Annotated in this window: 22 protein-coding genes; all 22 read left to right on the plus strand. The window is 43.6% G+C overall.

Annotation, left to right across the window (positions count from 1 at the left end; genetic code table 11):
• Positions 1-16: 16 nt before the first annotated feature.
• The gene (locus JHD44_RS00320; RefSeq protein WP_199459953.1) at positions 17-1,093 is read left to right on the plus strand and encodes a flagellar basal body P-ring protein FlgI; all 1,077 of its coding nucleotides are present in this window, start codon (positions 17-19) and stop codon (positions 1,091-1,093) included.
• 22 nt (positions 1,094-1,115) lie between these two features.
• On the plus strand, positions 1,116-2,075 hold the full coding sequence (gene flgJ, locus JHD44_RS00325; RefSeq protein ID WP_199459955.1) for a flagellar assembly peptidoglycan hydrolase FlgJ: 960 nt from the start codon (positions 1,116-1,118) through the stop codon (positions 2,073-2,075).
• 131 nt (positions 2,076-2,206) lie between these two features.
• Positions 2,207-4,183, plus strand: coding sequence for a flagellar hook-associated protein FlgK (gene flgK, locus JHD44_RS00330; RefSeq protein ID WP_199459957.1), 1,977 nt, complete (start codon positions 2,207-2,209; stop codon positions 4,181-4,183).
• Positions 4,184-4,190: 7 nt separating this feature from the next.
• Entirely contained in the window at positions 4,191-5,408 is a 1,218-nt protein-coding gene (flgL, locus tag JHD44_RS00335; protein ID WP_199459959.1) for a flagellar hook-associated protein FlgL, read from the plus strand.
• Between the two features lie 16 nt (positions 5,409-5,424).
• Positions 5,425-6,933, plus strand: coding sequence for an HD-GYP domain-containing protein (locus JHD44_RS00340; protein WP_199459961.1), 1,509 nt, complete (start codon positions 5,425-5,427; stop codon positions 6,931-6,933).
• 207 nt (positions 6,934-7,140) lie between these two features.
• Complete coding sequence (locus JHD44_RS00345; protein ID WP_199459962.1) at positions 7,141-8,028, plus strand: flagellin; 888 nt, start codon at positions 7,141-7,143, stop codon at positions 8,026-8,028.
• Between the two features lie 492 nt (positions 8,029-8,520).
• Positions 8,521-9,405 (plus strand): flagellin, encoded by an 885-nt coding sequence (locus tag JHD44_RS00350; protein WP_199459964.1) that lies wholly within the window; start codon positions 8,521-8,523, stop codon positions 9,403-9,405.
• A 60-nt stretch (positions 9,406-9,465) separates the two neighbouring features.
• Positions 9,466-9,909, plus strand: coding sequence for a flagellar protein FlaG (locus JHD44_RS00355; protein ID WP_199459966.1), 444 nt, complete (start codon positions 9,466-9,468; stop codon positions 9,907-9,909).
• Between the two features lie 30 nt (positions 9,910-9,939).
• Positions 9,940-11,331 carry a flagellar filament capping protein FliD gene (gene fliD / locus JHD44_RS00360; RefSeq protein ID WP_199459967.1) on the plus strand — a complete coding sequence of 464 codons (1,392 nt, stop codon included), beginning with the start codon at positions 9,940-9,942 and terminating at the stop codon, positions 11,329-11,331.
• 17 nt (positions 11,332-11,348) lie between these two features.
• Positions 11,349-11,783 carry a flagellar export chaperone FliS gene (fliS, locus tag JHD44_RS00365; RefSeq protein ID WP_199459969.1) on the plus strand — a complete coding sequence of 145 codons (435 nt, stop codon included), beginning with the start codon at positions 11,349-11,351 and terminating at the stop codon, positions 11,781-11,783.
• 1 nt (position 11,784) lies between these two features.
• Entirely contained in the window at positions 11,785-12,075 is a 291-nt protein-coding gene (locus JHD44_RS00370; RefSeq protein WP_199459971.1) for a hypothetical protein, read from the plus strand.
• On the plus strand, positions 12,068-14,167 hold the full coding sequence (locus JHD44_RS00375) for a 6-hydroxymethylpterin diphosphokinase MptE-like protein (protein WP_325097020.1): 2,100 nt from the start codon (positions 12,068-12,070) through the stop codon (positions 14,165-14,167). Before JHD44_RS00370 ends, JHD44_RS00375 begins: the two co-directional genes overlap by 8 nt.
• Before the next feature lie 10 nt (positions 14,168-14,177).
• Positions 14,178-15,194 carry a pseudaminic acid synthase gene (gene pseI / locus JHD44_RS00380; protein ID WP_199459973.1) on the plus strand — a complete coding sequence of 339 codons (1,017 nt, stop codon included), beginning with the start codon at positions 14,178-14,180 and terminating at the stop codon, positions 15,192-15,194.
• A complete protein-coding gene (locus JHD44_RS00385) occupies positions 15,176-16,168 on the plus strand; it encodes a PseG/SpsG family protein (protein WP_199459975.1) in 993 nt (330 codons plus the stop codon). The genes pseI and JHD44_RS00385 overlap by 19 nt, the downstream gene beginning before the upstream one ends.
• 20 nt (positions 16,169-16,188) lie before the next feature.
• Positions 16,189-16,719, plus strand: a complete 531-nt coding sequence (locus JHD44_RS00390; protein ID WP_199459977.1) for a GNAT family N-acetyltransferase — start codon at positions 16,189-16,191, stop codon at positions 16,717-16,719.
• Between the two features lie 49 nt (positions 16,720-16,768).
• Positions 16,769-17,008 (plus strand): acyl carrier protein, encoded by a 240-nt coding sequence (locus tag JHD44_RS00395; protein WP_199459979.1) that lies wholly within the window; start codon positions 16,769-16,771, stop codon positions 17,006-17,008.
• Positions 17,009-17,030: 22 nt separating this feature from the next.
• Complete coding sequence (locus tag JHD44_RS00400) at positions 17,031-17,795, plus strand: SDR family NAD(P)-dependent oxidoreductase (RefSeq protein WP_199459981.1); 765 nt, start codon at positions 17,031-17,033, stop codon at positions 17,793-17,795.
• A gap of 9 nt (positions 17,796-17,804) precedes the next feature.
• Positions 17,805-19,148, plus strand: a complete 1,344-nt coding sequence (locus JHD44_RS00405; RefSeq protein WP_199459983.1) for an AMP-binding protein — start codon at positions 17,805-17,807, stop codon at positions 19,146-19,148.
• A complete protein-coding gene (locus JHD44_RS00410; protein WP_199459985.1) occupies positions 19,145-20,224 on the plus strand; it encodes a hypothetical protein in 1,080 nt (359 codons plus the stop codon). The genes JHD44_RS00405 and JHD44_RS00410 overlap by 4 nt, the downstream gene beginning before the upstream one ends.
• Complete coding sequence (locus JHD44_RS00415; protein WP_199459987.1) at positions 20,214-21,335, plus strand: acyl-CoA reductase; 1,122 nt, start codon at positions 20,214-20,216, stop codon at positions 21,333-21,335. Before JHD44_RS00410 ends, JHD44_RS00415 begins: the two co-directional genes overlap by 11 nt.
• A 69-nt stretch (positions 21,336-21,404) precedes the next feature.
• A complete protein-coding gene (locus JHD44_RS00420) occupies positions 21,405-22,349 on the plus strand; it encodes a thiamine pyrophosphate-dependent dehydrogenase E1 component subunit alpha (RefSeq protein WP_199459989.1) in 945 nt (314 codons plus the stop codon).
• The gene (locus JHD44_RS00425; RefSeq protein WP_199459991.1) at positions 22,336-23,400 is read left to right on the plus strand and encodes an alpha-ketoacid dehydrogenase subunit beta; all 1,065 of its coding nucleotides are present in this window, start codon (positions 22,336-22,338) and stop codon (positions 23,398-23,400) included. The genes JHD44_RS00420 and JHD44_RS00425 overlap by 14 nt, the downstream gene beginning before the upstream one ends.
• Position 23,401: the final 1 nt, after the last annotated feature.

Consider the following 23,401-nt stretch of genomic DNA (forward strand, 5'->3'; position numbering starts at 1 on the left):
AGTAGGTTCTTAGTTTATGAAAGCCTTGATTTTCTCGCTTTGTATGTTTGCTTTAGTTGGACAAGTTTCTGCTGAGCGATTAAAGGATATTGCGAGTGTTGAAGGTGTACGAGACAACCAGCTATTTGGCTATGGCCTAGTCATTGGTTTAAATGGTACGGGCGACGATACAGATTTCACTAACCAGAGTTTTATCAGTATGTTGAATCAGTTTGGCATTAATTTGCCAGATGGTGCCAGTACTGATGCGGATAATGTGGCAGCTGTTTCCTTGACAGCAACATTGCCTCCTTTTTCAAAACCGGGTCAAACGATCGATGTGACGGTTTCTTCATTAGGCAATGCGAGTAGCTTGCAAGGCGGCACTTTGTTGTTGTCTGCTCTGAAAGGTGCTGATGGGCAGGTATACGCCATTGCGCAAGGTAACTTAGTTATAGGTGGGTTAGGTGCCGGGGGAATTGATGGGTCTCGGCAGTCGATTGCGACACCAACGGTTGCTAGAATCCCAAATGGTGCAAGTGTTGAGAAGGCTGTAGCGAACAGTTTTAACCGAGGCGATACACTCACTTTCAATTTAAACCGACCTGATTTTACAACAGCAAAGCAGGTGGCAGATAAAATTAATAGTTTACTTGGGCCTGGCGTTGCACAATCTCTGGATGCGACCTCTATTCGGGTGACGGCACCGCGAGATCCTTCCCAGCGAGTGACGTTTCTCTCAATTTTAGAAAATCTTGATGTGGAGTTGGGACGAGAGCGAGCAAAAATAGTTGTGAATTCTCGAACTGGTACGATTATCATTGGGCAAGATGTGACGGTTTCACCTGCTGCCGTTACACACGGAAGCTTAACTGTAACCATCAATGCGAGCCCTGACGGGGCTTTTCCAGGAGCAGGTCAAGATCTAGCACCGCGTCAAGAGATTGAAACGGATGAAGATAGTGGTCATATGTTTGTGTTCAGTCAAGGTGCCTCCCTTAATGATATTGTGCGTGCAGTTAATCAAGTTGGCGCTGCCCCTGGTGATGTAATGGCTATTTTGGAAGGACTAAAACAAGCTGGCGCACTGAATGCTGACTTAGTCGTCATTTGATTTATGTTTACGGGAGGTTAATGTGAGCCGAATTGATAACAATGCATTTTTTGCTGACTTTAATTCCCTTGTTGACTTGAAGCGGCAGGCCCAACAAGACCCTGATGCAGCGTTAAAGCAGGTTGCTCAGGAATTTGAGGCAATATTCATTAACATGATGTTTAAGAATATGCGTCAAGCTAATGAAAATATAGGTGGGGGCATCTTCGATAGTGCTCAAACCAAGCAATACACAGAGATGATGGATTCTCAAATGGCTCAGTCTCTTGCTAATGCAGGTGGTATTGGGCTTGCTGAATCTTTGGTTCGTCAGCTTCAAGGGCAAGGTGTTGCTTCATCGGATGGGCAAGGCTCCGGTTTGGATAGTGCTCTTAGCGATGTTTCCTTTCTGCGTAATATTCCCACTCTTAATACCGAGCAGCTTCAAGCTGTTGCTAAGAAAGCGGCTAATGAGTTAGCTCAAGCTGCTACCAATAGTGCTAGTCGATCAATCCAAGCTTCTGATGTGGCATTTGAATCACCTGATAGCTTTGTTGAGGGGTTGTGGCCTTATGCGCAACAAGCAGGTGAAAAATTAGGGGTGGACCCTAAGGCGATTTTGGCGCAAGCGGCACTTGAAACAGGTTGGGGTAAGTATCCAATGGCAAAGAGTGACGGATCTCCAAGTTATAACGTTTTTGGTATTAAGGCTGATCAGCGGTGGTCCGGTGATCGTGCCCTTGTAAATACTGTTGAGTATCGTGACGGTGTGGCTCAACAAGAAAAAGCGGCATTTAGGGCGTACGATTCGTTTGCACAAAGTTTTGATGACTATGCGGACTTTTTAAAAGCAAGTGAGCGGTATCAAAATGCCTTAGAAGTAGGTGACAATGCGGCAATGTTTGCCGCTTATTTGCAGAAAGGAGGGTACGCAACAGACCCTGAATACGCAGATAAAATTTCTAATATTCTCTCTAGCAAATGGTTTAAAAGCCTGCTTTAAGGCCTTTTAAGACCCTTTTTCTTTGGTGTTTGACGATTTTAGCGTTAGCGCTTCATTCTGGTAAAGTTATTGCATTCTTAGTCGATATAGAAATATGCGCATTAGCGTTTCGTGTCTGAGAGGTTGATAACATGGCGAGTCTTTATTCCATTGGTTTGTCCGGATTGCAGTCGAGTACGGCTCGCATTACGACGACTGGTCAAAATACAGCTAACGTTGATACGGAAGGCTACAGCCGACAAACAACGGCTACTGTCAGTCAATCTGGCGGTGGTGTACTCATTCAAGATACTGACCGTATCGTTAATCAATATATCAACCAGCAAGTTTGGAGTGATACCTCTAATTACAGCTTTTATGAAAGCTATCAATCGATGATGACATCTTTCGACTCTGTAATTGGGGAAGACAGTGTTTCTATTAGTGACTATCTAGATAATGCATTCAGTGCTTTACAGACGGCCAACTCGGACCCAACAGATACAGCTGCTAGGTCGAATGCGTACTCTAATTTGAAGCAATTAGCGGCTCAGTATAATGATTTAGCAAACTATATCTCCGATCAAAAAACGCTCGCTAATGAAGAGCTAGAAAGCAATATAGACTCCATTAACAACTTGACGGATCAGATTGCCAATCTTAATCAACAGATCTATCGGCTTGAAACGACTACCTCTAGTTCGGCAAATGAGCTTCGAGATCAGCAGGAACAGTTGGTTAAAGAATTATCAGAATATCTGGAGATTAAAGTTAACTATGATGATAACCAGTTAATGACAGTTAACTTGGCGTCAGGTCAGCCCTTAGTATTGCAAAGTACAAATAATGAACTTCGCTTAACCTCAGATACTAATAATCCTGATGGCGAATTGGGGATTGAATTGGACTTCGGTAACTATGAGCTAAATATACCAACGGATGAGCTAGGTGGGGCTGTTGGTGGCTTAGTGGAGTTTCGAAATGAGTTCGTCACCACTGCTGAGCGAATGTTGGGTCAGCAAGCGCTTGTTTTTGCGGATGCTATGAATCAACAAAATCAGTTAGGTCTAGATGCGAATGGTGACTATGGTATCAATCTATTTTCAACCGCAGAAATAGAGACAACGGCTAACGTTGAGAATAGTAATGAAGACTACGGTATCGCAGTTCGAGTAACTGATGGTGCATCCAGTGAAATAACAACTGATACCTATGAAGTTGAAATGATGTCTCCAACAACGTTTAAGTTGGTTACATATGATCTTGACGGCAATGTAACGAATGAATCGGATGTTATTGATACGACAACTGCTACGCCTACATCTGATGGTTATTTTGAAGTGGATGGTTTTGGGGTGGAAATTGCGTTTGATTCACTGCCTAGCTATGCTCAAGGTGATAGATATCAGTTTGCTCCAACTAAAAATGCAGCAGAATCCATTAAAATGAGTGCACGCTCTGGCGATTATTTAGCATTAGCATCTCCGATTGCCGTGTCTCGAGCTGATAGTAATTTATCTGATGTAGCCATTTCCATTTCCTCGATTACTGATACTGATTCTGCTACTTCAGCTTTTTCTGCCACAGGTGGGCTTTACAACGCAGCACCTCAGACGTTGTATTTTACGGCAAGCGATGAAGTCGAAATCCAAGATGGTAGTGGTACGGTTTTGGCTACCTTAACAGGGATTACAGATTATTCTAATTTACTAGAACAAGCGGGCTTAGCCGATGACGCTGGTTACGACATCAGCCTAGACGGTCCTCCTGATGCGGGTGATAGCTTTTCTATTTCATTTAACTCTGATGGTGAATCGGATAATTATAATGGACTAAAGCTGGCAAATTTGCAGACTGAGAATACTGTAGAAGGTACACGTTCATTCACTGAGGCATTCTCAGCACTGGTTACCGAAGTGGGCAGTTTAACGGCCACCTTGACGACGAATATGGACGCCAGTGAAACGATAATGAATAAGTCAATTGCAGCACGTGATGAAGTATCTGCGGTGAGTTTAGATGAAGAAGCGGTTAACTTGCTACGCTATCAGCAGTCCTATACAGCTTCGGCACAGGTTCTTTCTGCTGCACAAAGTACATTTGCAACGCTAATAAGTGCGTTAGGGTAGGTAATTCATGCGTGTTACGACCAACTTAATATTTAATCAGTCTTCTCTTTCAATGCAGAAAGCGAATGAGCGCTACTTAAAGGTTCAAGAGAAGATCTCTGAGCAGTCGGATATTGTAAGGCCTAGCGATGACCCTAATGGTGCAGGCCAGTTGTTACGCTATGATGCGGATACCAAGTTATTGGAGCAATACGATCAAAACATGACGTTAGCAACGAACTCGCTGGAATACGAGTCCGTTGCTCTTGAAAGCCTAAACAGTACACTTGATGAAATCAATGTACGTTTGATTCAGACAGTCAATGGTGCCAATTCCCAGGATGATCTAGATACCTTGGCAGGGGAGATGGAATCCTTGTTGGCGTCCGTTGCAGACTTGATGAATTCTAAAAACTCAAATGGTCAATACATTTTCTCTGGAACGAATTCGAGCTCACCTGCTTTTGTGAAAGACTCTAGTGGTCAGTATGTGTACGCAGGTAATGAGACACAACAGATGTCGCAAATTGGTGACACTATTTCTATCGCAACCAATGACTCTGGGAAGACCGTTTTTCAAGATGCTTGGACGCGAAATACCGTCACTGCATCCGCATCAGCGGGTACAGCAACTTTGTCATATAAAATATCAGACCAAGATGCTTATGACTCTTTTGTCGATGATAACTATAGTGCGGTCAATGCTGCGCTAAATGATTACACTCTCACTACAACCGCTGGTGCTCCAGATCAATTTTCTATTACAGATAGTTCGGGGACGATATTGGCTTCAGGAGATTATGTTTCAGGTGAAGCCATTACCTTTAATGGAATGGAGTTTACTTTGGCGGGGGCGGCAGGTAGTACAGTAGACATCACTTTGGATCAACCAACCCGCGATAACGTGCTGAATCAGGTGATGGATGTGATCAATGCACTGCGAGATACTTCTTTATCTGACGAAGAACGTGAGTACTATCGTTTGAATGCCACCACCAGTATAGAGAACACTCAAATCAATATTGCAACAGCGTCTTCGTCTGTTGGAGCGCGAATCAATACTATTGATAACCGCACAGAATATGGTTCAGCTAAGCAAATATTTAATGATCAAGCCCAAGAAAATATCGGTGGACTTGATATTTATAAAGCTACAACTGAGCTTGAATTGAGTGAGTCTGCTTTATCTGCAACGCAGCTTTTGTTTAATCGTATTAGTTCTTTGTCACTGTTTAATTCATTATAGAAACTAAGGAAGGGGTATGGCGAAGTTTGATGTAACGGCCTTATTTGGCATCAATGTAGACTTCGCCTATTTTAATGTTTATGAGTTGCTTAGCGTTCTTGGGCTAAATTCAGTTGTCCTGAAAAATCCCCGTGTTAGTAATCTCATAAAAAAACATGGTAAAAAAGACCACATTGTTAGTATTGCTATTCGTCAAGTATTGCTGTCTGAGCTAAAGCTCACGCTTAATAGTAAGTTCATGCCTTATGATGCTTCCTACCATGATTCTCAGTTATCCACTTTAGAGTACAGTCAACGTTACGAAGCAGAAGATAAATTTCTCTTAATTTGTTATTCCATTGCTTTAGGCAAATCTGTCACCAGTATAAAACGTTTGAAAGGAGCAGATTTTGCAAAGCTCCCTAGAGATTGCTACACAAAAGGTAGGAGTTTATATGCTTACTTTCGGCAGCTGTTAGATGACTCAACTCGGGAGTATATTCTCAACTATAAAGCGGGTAGGCATACCACTTCAGAAGAAGTTTCTGAAGAAATACCACCTACTGATCAGTTGAAGTCAGTATCAAAAGAAAGTTCGACAAATATAGTCATTGAGCATTCCCCTTTCTCTAAAGAAATTGCTGTTGCATCGAATATTATGGAGCAGGGCATTAAACTTATAGCGCTTGAAGTGAAGAGAGCTTTATCAGGAAGTCCTTTAGATACCAAAGAGTTGATGGCGTTTTGCAAAAAAATTACCGCTTCTTACGATAGAAATCCAAATGCTTTGTTAGCTATTCGACATATTCAGAATACTGAAGACTATATTGCTCAGCATTGTCTTGGGTGTGCAATCTTGGCCTGTCATTTAGCTAAAAGCCTCACCTTAGATGCTCGATATATTCAGGTAATAACGATGGCAGCTCTAGTGTTTGATTTAGGACGATTTAAGCTACCAGTCGCGATTACACAAAAAGCTGGTAAGTTAACCGAAGCGGAGTTGATGCTAACTCGGAAGCACCTTAACTTTAGTGAGGCGATTCTCTCCGCCAATGAAGATATTCCTAAAGTGATTTATCAAATGTTATGGGAGCATCACGAAAAGCTTGATGGGACCGGCTATCCGCAAGGAAAAGCGGATGGAGAGATTAGTGTGTATGGAAAAATTGGGGCGATAGTGGACGCCTATGACTCGATGACTTCTGAGCAATCTTATAAATCGGCTTTAACGCCTTTTGAAGCCTTAGAGCGTATGAAGAAAGAGCAGGGGGTTGCGTTTGATGGAAAGTTGCTTGAGGTATTTGTTTCTAGTCTAGGAAAGGTACCAGTAGGGTCTTGTGTTGAACTGTCAAATGGCAGGCTCGCTTTTGTATTAACATTAAGTAAAAAATTAGCACCGTCTCTGGTGCGTCAGGTGTATAGCCTATCTTCAAAAACATTCATCGCAGCGACAGACTTGGCATTAGATAAAACAAGTGAGGTGACCATTGCCAAGGTTGTGTCTCCCGAGGCGTTTGGTTTGCGATTTATTGATCACATTTCTTAAAAAAGCTTTAAAGAATTTCTTCTAGTGACCGTAAATGTAAGTACAGCAAAGCATATTAGCTAAAGATGCTAAGTAAGAAAAAAATTTAAAAAAAAATTAAAGGTTTTTCTTACTGAGTCGATAACTTAAATATGCAAGATGCAACCAAATAACTAACTAAATCAAAAGGTTGCGATAAAGAATTTACATTTCTAGGAGAACTTAATCATGGCTTTGTACGTAAATACCAATACATCATCGCTTAATGCTCAACGTCAGTTAATGAGCTCTGGTAACACTCTTGATACGGCTTACCAACGTTTGTCTTCGGGCTTACGTATTAACAGTGCAGCAGACGATGCAGCAGGCTTGCAAATCTCTAACCGTCTTACTTCTCAGGTTAATGGTCTTAACCAAGCAGTACGTAACGCTAACGACGGTATTTCATTAGCGCAAACAGCTGAAGGTGCGATGGATGAGACAACTAACATGTTGCAGCGTATGCGTACCCTTGCTATCCAATCTGCAAACGGTTCTAACACTGATAAGGACCGTGTTGCCTTGCAGCAAGAGATGGAGCAGCTTGCGGAAGAAATTAACCGTGTTGCGAGTACGACAACATTTGGTGGTCAGAATCTACTAGATGGTACTTATTCTGGGACCTTCCAAGTAGGTGCGGATGCAAACCAAACAATTAGTTTCTCAATGACTGGTACTGGTGGCGCTGATTCGATTGACCTATCTGGTAACGGTGGTTTTACTGTATCAGGACTTGGTCAAGCTGCAACGGTATCTGGTTTGTCATCAACTACTATTTCTATTTCAACGGCTGCAAACGCACAAAGTGTGATCTCTGCACTTGATAGTATGATTGCGGCAGTTGACTCTAAACGTGCTGAGTTGGGTGCGGTGCAAAACCGTTTTTCATCTACTATCAGTAACTTGAGTAATATTTCTGAAAACGTATCGGCTGCACGTTCACGTATTCGTGACGCAGACTTTGCAGAGGAAACAGCGACATTGACAAGTGCGCAGATTCTACAGCAAGCCAGTTCTACTATTCTTGCTCAGGCGAATCAGCGTCCTCAAACAGCGCTTTCTTTGCTAGGGGGTTAATACATAAAAAAAGAGCGGCTGATCAGGCCGCTCATATCTTGAAGCATATTTCGAATGCCGGAGGCAAGAGGTTTGGCGAAGGCATTCGAAACCTTTCTCGCTTCTTACTCCTAGAAGTGATTTTTGAGCCAAGTGTTAGCGCACTTGGCTTTTTTTATGGGGGCTTGGCAGGCCCCCATGTTTTAACTGAGCAATCTACGTGCCAATACAATATTATTTTATGAAGAGTGTTTGATCGTCTTTTAGGCGACTTTTTTTTGGATTTAAAAGCAAAATAATTGCTTTGAAAAAGTTATTAAAAACAATACTTTGCCGCTCGATAGGGTTGTTTTTTGCCGCTTGCGGAAAAAAATATCAAAAAAAAGCTAAAGTTGTTTTTTAGTAAGCCGTTAACGTCTACAAGAGGTTTAAGGTGAATTTGGATTTGGCGATCTTTTCACCGATTAAAGGTTTGCTTGGCAGCAAGCCCCATGGCGAAACTAGGAGGCTATTATGGCTTTATATGTAAATACTAATACTTCATCTCTGAATGCTCAGAACCAGTTGATGAAATCTGGCAATACGCTTGATACTGCATATCAACGTTTGTCTTCCGGTTTGCGAATCAACAGTGCGTCTGATGATGCTGCGGGTTTGCAGATTTCTAACCGTTTGACTTCTCAGATCAACGGCTTGAACCAAGCGGTTCGTAACGCGAACGATGGTATCTCTCTAGCACAAACTGCTGAGGGTGCGATGGACGAGACTACTAACATGCTTCAGCGTATGCGTACGCTTGCAGTTCAGTCTGCCAACGGTTCAAACACTGATAAAGACCGTCTAGCGCTACAACAAGAGATGGAAGCGCTTGGTGAAGAAATTAACCGTGTAGCAAGTACAACTACTTTTGGTGGTCAAAATCTGCTTGATGGAACATATACTGGTACTTTCCAGGTAGGTGCAGATGCGAACCAAACAATCAGTTTCTCTATGGGAACTATTGGATCTAACGGTTCTATTTCTGTTGCTTCAGCAGGTGGTTTCACTGTGTCTGGTCTTGGTCAAGCAGCGACAGTAAGTGGTCTTACTTCTACAACTATCTCTATCTCTTCTGCAGACAATGCTCAAAGTATGATTGCTGCGATTGATAGTATGATTGCTGCGGTTGACTCAAAACGAGCTGAGCTGGGTGCGGTGCAGAACCGTTTCTCATCTACTATCAGTAACTTGAGTAATATCTCTGAAAACGTTTCCGCTGCACGTTCTCGTATCCGTGATACAGACTTCGCAACTGAGACTGCTTCATTGACAAGTGCGCAAATTCTACAGCAAGCAAGTTCATCTATTCTTGCTCAGGCTAACCAGCGTCCTCAAACTGCGCTATCCTTATTAGGTTAATAGAGTAATATCTAAAAGCTGGAGTATTACTCCAGCTTTTTTGTTTTTGGGAGAGAGCCCATGTCTATTAGTTCTGATTTTTCAAGAAGCTCTTTGTCTTCTTTGCAAACAGGTCAACAAACTCAAGTCAGTGAACAAGAATTTGTTGAGGCGAAGCAAAAAGAGTCTCAAGTTATAAAGCAATCTGCCGATATAAGTAATACGTCAGAAGATTCCAAAAGTGGCAATGATCTTGCTTCTTCAGAAAGCTCATCAAGCCAAGAGTTGGTCGATGAAGCAAAAATGGAAGAAGTGAATGTTAAGATGCGCCAGCTTAGTGTTGGTTTGTCTTTTGAAATGACAGAAGACGGATCTGATAATATCGTTAAAGTTGTTGATCAAGAAACGGGGGATTTGGTTAGGCAGATTCCATCGGAAGAGTTTCTTGAAATGTCAAAGCGCTTAGATAGTATTTTTGGTGAGTTGACTGATTTAAAAGGAAACTTAATCAATAGTGAAGTGTAATATCAGCTGTTTAGCTGAAAGAGAGGATTTATGTCGGTTACATCGTTAGGTGTCGGCTCAGGCTTAGACTTGGAAACGCTAGTTACTAACATGGTTAGTGTGCAGCGTGATACTAAGGTAGCTGCGTATGAAGATAAAATTTCTGATTATGAATCTGAAGTGTCTGCATACGGTGCCATAAAATCCGCTCTTGAAGCGTTTGAGGATGCAGTTGAAGACTTGAGTGATGAAAGTTTGTTCACCGGACGGACTGCGACAACGACTCAACCTAGTTCAGGTGATATTGTCTCGGTTACTGCAGACAGTGATGCTTCAAATGGCTCATACAATATTTCGGTTACCCAGCTTGCCCAAGGATCTCGGAGCGTTTCTGCTGGTGGCCTTTTCTCTTCTAGCGATGATGTTGTGTCAGCAACGGGTGGCGATCTCACTTTCACAGCAGGTGATGAGACGTTTACCATTTCGGTAGCGGCTGATACGACTCTTTCTGAGTTACGTGAACAGATTAATGATGCATCGGATAACTTTGGCGTATCGGCTAACCTAGTTGACGACGGCAATGGTAATGTTTATCTCACTTTAAATTCTGATGTTTCTGGTGCTGGCAACGATTTAGTTGTTACTAATACTGACGAGTCGCTAGATAGTGTTTCTTCTGTTGCAACTGGGGCGGGCACTGCAGGGCTTAGTATTGCGACGGGAGATGGGGCACAAGACGCAATTATCACGGTTGATGGCATTACTATTAATAGTGATACAAATACTTTTGAAAATGCGGTTTCTGGGCTGACAATAAAAGCGTTGGCAGAGTCCGAAGATGATGGTACGGGCAGTTTAGAAACAGCTAAATCGACTGTGAGTTATGATACGGAAACGGTTAAGGAGACATTGGAGTCATTTGTTGAGTCTTATAATGCTCTGTTGACGAAATTCGATACTTATACTGCAACGGATGCTGTGCTGAATGGCAGCAGCCTGATTCGAGGGCTTGAGTCCTCATTGAATTCAGACCTTATGACAGTATTTGATAATGCTGGTGCGCTGAGCTCTATCTTTGATCTTGGTATAGAGATGGATGACAACAACTTTTTATCTATTGACTCAACTAAGTTCAGTGAGGCGATGGATGAAAGCTACGATGATGTTGTGACATTGTTTTCGTCTGAAAATGGTCTTGCAAATATCATGTCAGACTACCTAGACAACTTCACTGGTTCTGGTGGTCTTCTAAAAGATATGGTTGATGCGTCACAGGAATCTGCTGATAACACAGAAACACAGCTTGAGAATTACGAATACAGAATGGAGTTGTATGAAGAGCAGTTACGTGAAAGGTTTACGACGCTCGATACTCTTCTCGCTAGTATGTCTTCAAATGGAGACTACTTACTGACTCAGCTAAGTAGCTTAAGCAGCAGCTAATTGCTAAAGAGGTTTATATGTACGGTAATAAAGGTATTAACGAATATAAGAAGGGTTCGTTAAAATCAGATTTAGCATCTGCAGATCCGCATCGTGTAATACAACTTTTAATGCAAGGCGCACTAGAGCGTCTTGCATTAAGTAAAGGCTTCATAGAACGACGAGATATGGAAGCCAAATCCAGTACACTAACGCGTGTGGTTGAGATTATTAACGCTTTAAGAGATTCTCTCGAACGTGATGCCAACCCTGAGTTAGTAGATAATCTTGATTCTTTGTACGAGTTTATGATTGCTCAGATTCATGAAGCCAGTCTAAATATGGACATTGAAAAAATAGACAGTGTGATGGCTCTTCTATTACAAATTAAAGGTGCGTGGGATCAAATAGGGGAAGCTGACAAGCAGGAAGCCTATGCGATGCAAGCTGAGCAAAGACTTGGTACGGCATAATATGACACTTGATCAGCTAGAGCATTTGACTTCACAAATGCAACAAGCTTTTGACGAAAGTGATTTTGTAAGAATTAATAAATTAGTATTAGCCAATCAAGAGAGCATTTCAAAGCTCTCTGCTACCTCTGATGAGGCCTTTAACAGTGCATTAAAGTCATTCATAGAGCTTTATCTAGTGATTCAGTCGTATTGTCAAAACGAGCTTAAAGTCGCTTCTACCGATCTCAAAAAAATCAATAAAGCTAAAAAAGGCTTAAAGCAATACAGTAAGGCTTCAAAACGTGCTTGACCAAATTCTCCAAGAATCTATTTCAAAAATTCAATCCGTTGTGAAGACCGTGGAAGATGGTCAGAAACGATTGAAAGAAAAGGATGATTATTTCTCAAACCGTTACCGCGATAATATGAACTTGTTTGCTGCGGTGATGCCACATATTTACGATGAATTCAAAGACTTTAAGCCAACAAATCGGGCGGTCTATCTAGAGGCATGTGGTGACTTAAATTTATACGATTCAGCCTTAAAAACCTCTCTTTTCTCTGATACTCCGAAAGAAAATGCTATTAAAAAGGTGAATGCTTTTCTTAAGAAGCCTTTTAAAACCCACTTGGATTTAGCTCAAAATCAGGCGCATCCTAGTCGTCATGTACAGTACGGAAATAGGATGATTGATGTTTTTTATCGAGAAAAAGAAGAGCATAAAAGACCAGTTAGTCTACCTAAGTTTGTTCCTGCTATGGTGCTATTTGGCTTGGAGTTTGGTTATCAACTTGAACAACTTGTTTCCCTTAGAGATATTAAACACTTATACATTTATGAACGAGATTTAGACTACTTCTACTACTCGTTATTTGCTATTGATTGGCAGCCTATTCTTGAGCACTTTAACCGTGATGGGCATACGATAAATTTCTTGTTAGGCGTGCCGCCAAAAGATATTACTGACAAATACTTAGTGCAATTGGAAGAAAATGGCTTCTTTTTGGCGCCTGAGACATATCTGTATCGAGGCTATAAAAGTCCTGCACTTGAAGAGTCCTTCGAAGAGTTTCGCTTAAGCTATCCACGTCAAGCGATGGGGTGGGGATTCTTTGATGATGCCTTAATTGGTGTGGCGCAAGGGCTTAAAGCGTTACCTAAAATGGATCTCTGTTTATTTGATTTGAACAAAAAACTTCCCCGTTGGCAGCAAGAGATCCCAGTATTTATATTGGGTAATGGGCCATCATTAGACAATGGTATTGAGCTGCTAAAAGAGGTTAGAGATAAGGTCATTGTTATTTCCTGCGGCTCGACAATTAATACCTTGCGCAAGGTCGGTATAAAGCCTGATTTTCATGTAGATGTTGAACGCATGAGGCAGACTGTTGATAAATTAACTTTCTTTGATGAAGGTGAATTAAGTGACGTTGTTGGCTTAACTGTTGATGTAATGCATCCAGACTTCTATCAGTACTTTGATCGCACAATGACCGGTGGTAAACCTGGAGAAGCAATTGTAACTCTAATAGGAACGGCACTGGCATCTGAGGGCAAGTCATACATGCAAATGAATCACTCGGCGCCTTTTGTTGCAAACTTAGCGCTTTCTTATTGTGATTACTTTGGCTTTAAAAACTTATACTTTTTAGGTGTTGATAATGGTTACTTAAGCCATGAAAACCATCACTCAAAACACAGTGGTTATTACAAAGATGGAAAAGAAAACGGCTTCCAAAGCTTTGCATTGGAAAAAACGATTCCTGTTCCTGGTAACTTTGGGGGGACGGTTTACTCAACAAACTACATGCATATGTCTCGGATTCAGCTAGAGGCTTTATTAAATCGTATGCATAAAGTGAAAAGGCTGAATTGTTATAATTTATCAAATGGCGCCAAGATAGATGGGGCTGAGCCTTTGGCTATTGATGATGTGATGATATTTGATGAGCCTTTCAATAAGGAAGTGCTGATTGAGACGTTATATAAAACGTTCACTTGCAAACCTCCTGCGTCACTCCTAGATGTTGCTCCAGAGACAGCACTGAAAGTCAATGAGTTCATGGATACGGCACTTATGCTGAAATCAGGCTGGAAAAACTTGGAGTCTAGAGAGCAAGTTGTACAGTTACTGTGGCAGTATCATCGTACTCTGTATCTGATGAAAGCGACGAAAGCCCGTTACCTTTATGATTTATTAAAAGGTTCTTTTACTTCCTCAGCATTTCTTATTTTGTCTGTTCTTTACCAGATCGAAAATGAAAATGTAGCGATAGAGAAATCAAAAGAAGTATTCGATATCTGGTGTGAGTTTTTGGATGAAATGCCTGAAATGCTCAAGCAGGCTTCTGATTTCATCGATAAGGGTGATGATCACTTAATTCGTAACTATAACGGCTAGAGGTGTTTTTGTGTTGACGTCTCCTTTTATCATCGCTGAGCTATCCGGCAACCACGATCAAGACTTTGATACCGCAAAAGCGATGATCAAAGCGGCAGCGGATGCGGGTGTGGATGCGATTAAGCTACAAACCTACACAGCTGACACCATGACGCTGAATGTGCGTAATGAAGAGTTTATGATTGGTGAAGCAGATAGTTTGTGGCAAGGTCAGAACCTCTATGATCTGTATGGCAAAGCTTGTACGCCTTGGGAGTGGCATCAACCACTGTTTGACTATGCAGCTTCCTTAGGTCTGGTGGCCTTTAGTTCGCCATTTGATGCCTCCGCTGTAGCATTTCTTGAAAGCTTAAATGTACCTCTTTATAAGGTAGCGTCGTTTGAGTTGACCGACATCCCTTTGATTCAAAAGATTGCTGCCACGGGTAAGCCGGCCATTATGTCTACTGGTATGGCGTCTATTGAAGAGATTGAAGAGGCCGTCGCAGCTTTCCGCCATATCAGTGAAGCAGAGTTGATATTGCTCAAATGTACCAGTACGTACCCAGCAAAGATGGAAGATTCCAATCTTGCCACCATTCCGGATTTAGCGAAGCGATTTGGTTGTCGAGTGGGATTATCCGACCATACTCGTGGTATCGGAGCTGCAGTGGCATCGATTGCCTTGGGTGCCAGTGTGATCGAAAAGCACTTTGTGCTGGATCGCTCTGCTGGCGGCGTGGATGCAGAATTTTCTATTGAGCCTGCTGAAATGGCAGTGCTCGTTGAGAATTGCCGACAGGCTTATGCAGCGATTGGTACGGTCAAATACGGTGGCTCTGAAGCCGAACAAAAGGCCAAAAAATACCGACGTTCCATTTATATTGCCCAAGACCTGCCGGCAGGTACTTTGCTTCGCCCCGAGCATATTAAAATCATTCGACCTTCATTGGGGGTGGCGCCAAAGCACTGGAATGAAGTCATTGGTCGCACGTTAAGTGCTGATGTTCAGTTAGGTCAGCCATTATCATGGGACATTCTCGACTAAACGTTGTCATTCGCGCCGATGCTTCCGTACATATCGGTATGGGGCATCGTGTGCGCAGCGAAGTGCTTGCAGAATCCTTTACTGAGCAAGGTGCTGAGGTTTGTTTCGTCGTGCATGCCTCATGCGCTGACTTTTCTAATGAGGGTGACTTTGTTTTTGAGTCTGAGTCAGAGTGGTATGAATTGGCCCATCAAGCAGATATCTTAGTGCTGGACCATTATGGCTACGATGTGTCAGCTATCAATAAGCTATTTAAGCTTAATCCTAATCTTCTAGTGCTGGACGATAATAACAATCGTGGTGATTTTAACTGTCGCTGGCTACTAAACCCTCTCTCTTTGCGATACTCAGAAACAGTTCAGTTTCCTTTAACGGGCGGACAGTTTGCTTTACTACGTCCGCAGTTTTCTCGTCAACAAGCCCATCAAGTGCAAGATAGGCAAAAACTGCTGTTAACTTTTGGTGGCACAGATCCACTAAAGTTGACCTTTCCTTTTATTAAGTCATTGTTTGAAATAGGCTTTCCTACTGAATTTCTGCTGGTTATGGTAGGCTCTGGCGTGCAAAATGCTAAAGAAGTTGAAGCCTACTGCCGACAACATACTATTGAATGCCAAATAGGCGTAAGCCAAGTATCTGAACTGATGGCTCACAGTCGATTTGCCATTTCTGCGGCAGGCGGCACCTTATTTGAGCTGGCTTGTATGGGGGTGCCGACGCACTTTATTCAGGTAGCAGGCAACCAGAAAGATGCACTTGATGAGCATGCTGCGCTAGGCTGGTGTTCGGCAACGGACTTTATTAATTGTAAGCCAAGCGAGCGATTAAAGTTGGTGGATCAAGTAGTCGAAAGTGTGATGCACACCTGGCAAACAGATCTTACTGCGCGTTCACAGCTGGCAAGCCAATTGGTGGATGGTCGAGGTGCTGAGTGTGTAGTGCAAACGGTGCTGTCTTCATGCCTAAGAAAATAATGAGACGGTAATAAAAAGCGATGGCTGTTGTGTTTAAGCGTTATCAGATTGAATTTAGACTCATTGAGCAAAGTGATATTGAGCAGCTGCGTCAATGGCGCAATCGTGACGATATTCGTTTAATGATGGTGGATCAGTCTGAGGTTTCACAAGCGCAGCAGCAAGCATGGTTTGAGCGATTAGATTCACATAAAAATCGTCATCATTTTGCTCTGTGGTTTCGTGATCAATTGATTGGTTACGCTAATGTCTCTTTAGATGAGTCGGATAGCGCAAGCACTGGGCTGTACATAGGCCATGAAAAATACCGTGGCAGTATGCTCGCTATATGCGTTGGGGTTGGCTTAAGTGAATGGTGTTTTGAGCAACAACCGATAACTCGTATCAATGCTCAGGTTGTACCACATAACCAAGCGGCGTTACGTTTTAATGAAAGCTTGGGTTATCAAGTGATCGAACAAAATGACAGTTGGGTCTTTCTCAATAAAACACAGCAAGATTTTGAACAAGCGAGAGAGCGTTTATTGCCGCTTTTGTCGCGTTTCTCGTAAACAGATAGTCTTCATAAACGAAACGTTTGAAGAATAGGTACCGATTACTATGACAAATAACGAGCGTTTGGTCACAGCGTTTGCTAGCAGTTTAAACATTGATGCGAGCCAAGTGGTGGATGAACTAGAGTACAACACCATTCCACAGTGGGACTCTGTCGCGCACATGGTATTAGTGGCGGCGTTAGAAAAAGAATTTGATGTAATGCTGGATATGGATGACATCATCGAAATGAGCTCGGTGAAAATCGCCAAAGAGATTCTAGCAAAGCACGACGTTGCATTCTAAAAACGGATAAAAGGCTCTCGCAATGCGCTCATTCGATCAAAGCCAGTCACAGCCAAATAAACAAGCCGTACTGATCACTGGCGCGACCAGTGGCATAGGTTTGGCTTTGGCGCAAACGCTTGCCGAGCAGGGTTATGTTGTGATTGTTAACAGCCGCACTGAAGAGGATTGTTTAGCCATTGCGCAGTCGATTGGCGGTTTTGCATTGCCCTTTGATGTCACTGATGAAACGGCGTTAAAGGTCGCCTTTAAAACATTAAATGGCTATTTGCGTGACAACACGTTGACCCTATACGGATTGGCTCATTGTGCGGGCTCTATGGTTACTCAACCGTTTCATTTTACTAACGCAACAGCGTTGCAGCAGATGTTGAACGAGCATGTGGCTGGGGCGTTTTTACTCAGTCAGTGGTCGTCCAAATTAATGATGCGTGAGCAGCAGGGGGCGATTACTTTACTGTCCTCTGTGGTGGCGCAGCAGGGCAGTGTTGGCCAAGTGGCCTATGCTTCCGCCAAAGCGGCCATTGAAGGGATGACTAAGTCCCTTGCCAAAGAATTAGGTCAGTACGGTATTCGTGTCAATGCGGTGGCCCCTGGTGTGATTGATACGCCTTTAATCGCTGAGTTAAGTGATGAGCAACGCAGCGCTATACAGAAGTCGACGGTACTTAAACGCTTGGGTCAGCCTCAGGACATTGCTCAGGTATTGGCTTTTTTACTGAGCGATCAATCGGCTTTTATGACAGGCCAAGTGCTTTCTGTTGATGGCGGCCTGCGGTTGCCCTAAGGATTCATCATGCAGCTTATTGAACGAATCAAACAACACACTGGTATTGCTCTAGTTGATGCTGAGCAAACCATGTCTTATGGACAACTGGTTCAGCAAGCTGAGCAAGTGGCGAGCCAGTTAGCCGCTAATCAAGTGGTCGCTTTAGTGATGGAGAATAATATTGCCTCCATTGTCGATTACCTCGCTTGTTTGGTGGCGCGTGCGCCGATGATCTTGTTAAGCGATGCCACTGGGCTTGAGCAGTACACTAAGTACCAGCCAAATTTCCTGCTACACAGTAATCAGATCTCAGTGCTCGCGCCATTGACTGTGGGGCAGAGAGCGCACGACGATTTGCGTCTGTTACTGTCTACCTCAGGCAGTACAGGCTCACCGAAAATGGTGCGCCTTTCAGCTCAGAATCTAGATGCTAATACTGCTGCCATTGTCGAGTATTTGGAGCTTGATAGCACAGCACGTTCCATTACCTCGCTACCATTAACCTATTCGTTTGGTTTGTCGATTCTGAATTCCTATCTGTGGGCCGGGGCGAGTCTAGTGGTTACTGAGACAAGCATTACCGATAAAGCATTTTGGACCTTGATGAAAGAACATGCGGTGACGTCCTTATCCGGCGTACCATTTCATTTTGAAACTCTGCAGCGTTTACGCTTTTTCAATATGTCTCTACCAGCGCTTAAGGTTTTTACCCAAGCGGGCGGTAAGTTGCGCAATGAAGTACTTAAGGCATTTGCGGAACACTGCCAGGCCAATCAGCAACGTTTTTATGTTATGTACGGACAGACCGAAGCGGCGCCGCGTATTTCTTATTTACCCTCTGAGCATTTATTAGAAAAGCTCGGTTCTATAGGTATCTCCGTTCCAGGTGGGAATCTATCTTTGGTGGATGAAAATGGTTCTGAAATCACTGAACCTGATCAAGAAGGGGAGCTGGTCTATCAAGGCGAAAATGTCATGATGGGCTATGCCGCAAACCGAGATGACCTTGCATTAGGGCAGGGCGCAGCGATTCTCTACACAGGTGATCTTGCCAAGCGTGACGTAGATGGGTTCTTCTATATTACTGGTCGTAAAAGCCGCTTTATCAAGATGCAGGGTAAGCGTTTAAGTCTTGCCCATCTTGAGGAAACCTTAAATCAACGAGGCGTTACAGAGAGTGCTTGCTTAGGCCAAGAAGATAAACTCGTGATCGCTTACGTAGATGTGCAGTACCAAGCTACGATTGAGCACTATCTAAAAGAGCTTAATATTCATCCGATGTTTTATCAGCTATTACTGCTCGAACAGATTCCCCATACCAACAATGGTAAGGTGGATTACCCGACTTTAAAGCAGCAGGCGTGTTTGTGAGTGATAGCAGTATGAGCGATTGGAAGTCCATTGAGGTCTTTGGCCTCGCCAAAGCAGAAAAGCAGGCATGGTTGCTGGGTCAACTGAATCGCCTGACGCGGCATCATCAAGCTCATTGCCAGCCGTACGCGAACTTACTTGCTGGGCAAGGTCAGCAAGAGGGCGCTGCTGAGTCGTTAAATGCGGTCCCGTATGTGGCCGCACGTTTATTTAAAATGCTGCGCTTAAGTAGCACCTTACCAGACAATGTGTTTAAGACACTGACGTCCTCAGGCACAACCTCTCAAGTAAAATCGCAAATCTTTTTGGACCGCGATACGGCGGCTTTGCAGTCCAAAGTGTTAGTTTCCCTGTTGTCGTCCTTTACTGGCAAAGCTCGCCGTCCCATGTTGATCGTCGATCACGATGGCTTAACGGGGGACAAAGCGGGGTTCTCCGCTCGTGGCGCAGGGGTACAAGGGCTTTCCTTTTTAGGACGAGATCATACCTACGCACTGAACTCAGATATGACGCCTAACTGGCCTGTCATCGATGACTTCATGGCAAAGTACGCTAATGAGCCAGTACTGATTTTTGGCTTTACCTTTATGGTGTGGCAGCATTTTATTCAGCCATTAATCGCATCTGGTCGATCAAATCAGTTGCCTCAAGCCTTGTTGTTTCATTCAGGTGGTTGGAAAAAACTGCAAGACCAAGCAGTGTCCAATGACACTTTCAAAACCACGGTGCGCCAAGCCCTTGGCGAACAGGTAGCGATCCATAATTTCTATGGTATGGTAGAACAAATTGGCAGTGTGTTTGTAGAGTGTGAGCAAGGGCATTTGCACGCGCCCACTTATGCTGATGTGCTTATTCGTGATCAGGAAACGCTAGCTGAGCAGTGCGAAGGGGAGATCGGCTTAATTCAGGTGTTGTCCTTTATTCCGACGAGTTATCCAGGGCACTCGATCTTAACCGAGGATCTTGGTCGTCTGTTAGGGGAAGATAATTGCCTCTGTGGTCGCAAGGGACGTTATTTTGAAGTGTTAGGGCGCTTACCCAAAACCGAAGTGCGAGGCTGTAGCGATGTCTTCTAATATTCGAATATGGGCTGGCAATGCTGATTTTCTACACTGGACGCGTACGACCGTGGCGGCGTTTGCCAGTGAGCGTATTGCGTTTCTCGCCATTCTGTCGCAGAAACTGCTTGCTGGGGATTACAGTGCTGCATTAAAAGCGCTGGGCTTTTGGTTGCGAGAGGCGCAACTGCGTCAATGGCAACAAGAGTACGCCAATGATGACCGAACCATACTAGCGCCAGTAGGGCGCGTATTTATCGTGTCGCCTTCCAATGTAGAGGGCCTATTTGCCTACAGTTGGGCGCTGTCTTACTTGATGGGCAATCAAACGGTAGTGCGTGTTAGCGAACAGCTGACTGATGATCAGCAAGCCTTGTTTGCTTTACTAGAGTCATTAGATAAACAAACCGCTGGGTTGTCAGAACAAGCCTTTATTAGTTACGACAAACGCTCTGATTGGACGCAAACGCTCAGTCAGTGGTGCCAGCTGCGGATGCTGTGGGGCAGTGATCAAAGCATTGAATCCATTCGTCAGATTGTACTGCCTGCCCAAGCCCAAGAATGGGTTTTTCCCGATCGTTACTCGGTTAGTGTACTTCATCTAACGGACGCGGATATACCGAGATTGTCCAAGCTTTCAGAAGGGTTTGCGCGAGATGTGAGCACTTACCAACAGCAAGCCTGCGCTTCACCGAAATGGGTGTTTTGGTATCAAACGGATAAAGCCTTGCAGCAGCGTTTTTGGCAAGCAGTGAATGTTCATCTGGACAATGCTTTCCCAAAGAATGAGCGTTTGGTCGCCAGCCAGTATTTGTGTGCTTTGGGTGGTAAGCAAGTCTTTTATGACAATATTTGTATTGTTGAGGCACCAAGAATTTTAGGTATTGAACAAAGTCTAATAGGTATTGTAGGGCAGAGCCAAATCAATGCTATGAAAGCGATTGCCGATGAATTACCTGATAACCTTCAGTCGATGAGTGTTTACGGTTTGAATAAAGAAAATAAAATTGAGCTTGCCTGCCTGTCCAGTGTTAGGCAATTTTCCCAGCTTGGGCAGGCTTTAAACTTTGATAAAGTTTGGGATGGGATTGATTTAGCCTCAGTTTTTAGTAAAAAAATAAGTCATTGATTAAATAAAATTTATTTTTAACCGATACTTTCTTGAAGACAGAAATTTTTAGTTAAGCGAGGTATTGTGGTGTCATCATCCATAATAGAAAGGCTCTATGCTTCGATTGCATTGACGCGTCGAGTGGAAGAGTGGATTGCTGATATTTATAAATCAGACAGCATTAAAAGCCCCGTACACCTAGCCATTGGGCAAGAATACATCGCCGCAGCTGTTATCGATCATTTAAAGCAGTCTGATTATGTATGCGGCACTTATCGAGGGCATGGCGTTTATCTTTCTAAAGGTGGTGACCTGAATAGCATGATGGCGGAGCTTTACGGAAAAGAGACTGGCTGCGCTAAGGGGCGTGCAGGCTCTATGCATCTTGTAGAAGCATCTAAAGGTGTTATTGGTATGTCTGCAGTGGTCGGCACAGGAATTCCAGTTGCTGTTGGTCATGCTTTAGCCATTAAACAGCAACGACGCAACGACGTTGTGGTTGTATTTATGGGGGATGGTGCGACCGAAGAAGGTTGCTTCAGTGAGAGTATTAACTTCGCTGCGTTACATAAATTGCCGATTCTATTTGTGGTCGAAAATAATCGGCTTGCGATTCATGAACCTCTTCATAAACGTTGGGCAGCAGACACACTCACAGAACGAATGGCTACCTATGGCATACCCTCTAAGCGCTTCCTTGAGCCTGATGTATTAGCGATTCATCAACACAGCGGTACATTAATTGAAGCAATACGTAACGGTTCTGGCCCAGCTTTCATTGAGTGTAATACTCATCGCTGGTATGAACACGTGGGACCTCACGAAGACTATGATCAAGGCTATCGCAGTCTAGAAGAGGGAGATTCCTGGCGCGCGCAAGATGTTTATCTAACTTTGGGTGAGCAGCTGGACAGCGATGTAAAAGCTCGTATTGACGAGAATATTGAGTTGAGAATACAGGCAGCGGTTGAGTTTGCTGAACAAAGTCCATTCCCTGCACCTGAGGAACTGTTTAACTATGTCTACGCCTAATACATTGCGCTTAATAAAATACGTTGATGCACTACGAGAAGGCGCGGAACAAGCCATGGATGCTGACAAAAGTGTCTTCATGATGGGCTTGGATATAGATGATCATAAAGGGATTCAGGGCTCTACAACAGGACTAGTTGAAAAGTTCGGTCCAGAACGCGTATTTACAACCCCTCTTTCTGAAGATGCGATGACTGGCGTGGCGATTGGTGCGGCTATGGCAGGCCAACGCCCAATTCATGTTCATATCCGCATGGATTTCTTGATGCTGTGTATGAACCAGTTGGTGAATATTGCTGCTAAGAGTCATTATATGTACGGTGGTACCGTTCAGGTTCCGTTGGTTGTCCGTACCATGATCGGTAAATCCTGGGGTCAAGGCGCGCAGCATTCTCAAGGCTTACATTCAATGTTTGCCCATGTACCAGGTATGAAGGTAGTCGCACCGTCAAATGCCTATGACGCTAAAGGGCTAACCATACAGGCGGTGCGTGATAATAACCCAGTGCTCATTATGGAACACCGTTTATTGTATGGTACAGAAGCTTATGTGCCAGAAACGCCATATACCGTTGAATTTGGTATGGCTCGCACACTTCGTTCAGGTGATGCTATTACCATCGTGGGTGTCTCCAATATGGTGATGGAGTCTATGCGTGCAGCTGAGTTATTAGCCGAACAAGGTATCGAGTGTGAAGTGATCGATCCTGTAACCATTTCACCGTTAGATTTCGACGCTATTGAAGCGTCAGTTAATAGAACGGGTCGCTTGCTCGTGGTTGATAATGGTTGGCTTAATTGTGGCTTTTCAGCCGAAGTCTTAGCCCGAGTGGCTGAGAGCGATCACATAAAGCAAAAGATTGTGATGAAACGCATAGGCTTTGCGGCGACTACTTGCCCAACGACCCCATCACTAGAAGATGCGTTTTATCCTAACCCGAAAACCATTGCGATGTTGGCTTATCAAATGGTGACTGGCAAACAAGACTGGGAGCCAAACTCAGAAAGTTGCCAGCTAGCCTACCAGTCGCAGTTCAAAGGACCGTTTTAGC

Origin of the sequence: Marinomonas ostreistagni (assembly GCF_016461785.1) — a bacterium.
In the GTDB taxonomy this organism is placed as follows: Bacteria; Pseudomonadota; Gammaproteobacteria; order Pseudomonadales; family Marinomonadaceae; genus Marinomonas; species Marinomonas ostreistagni_A.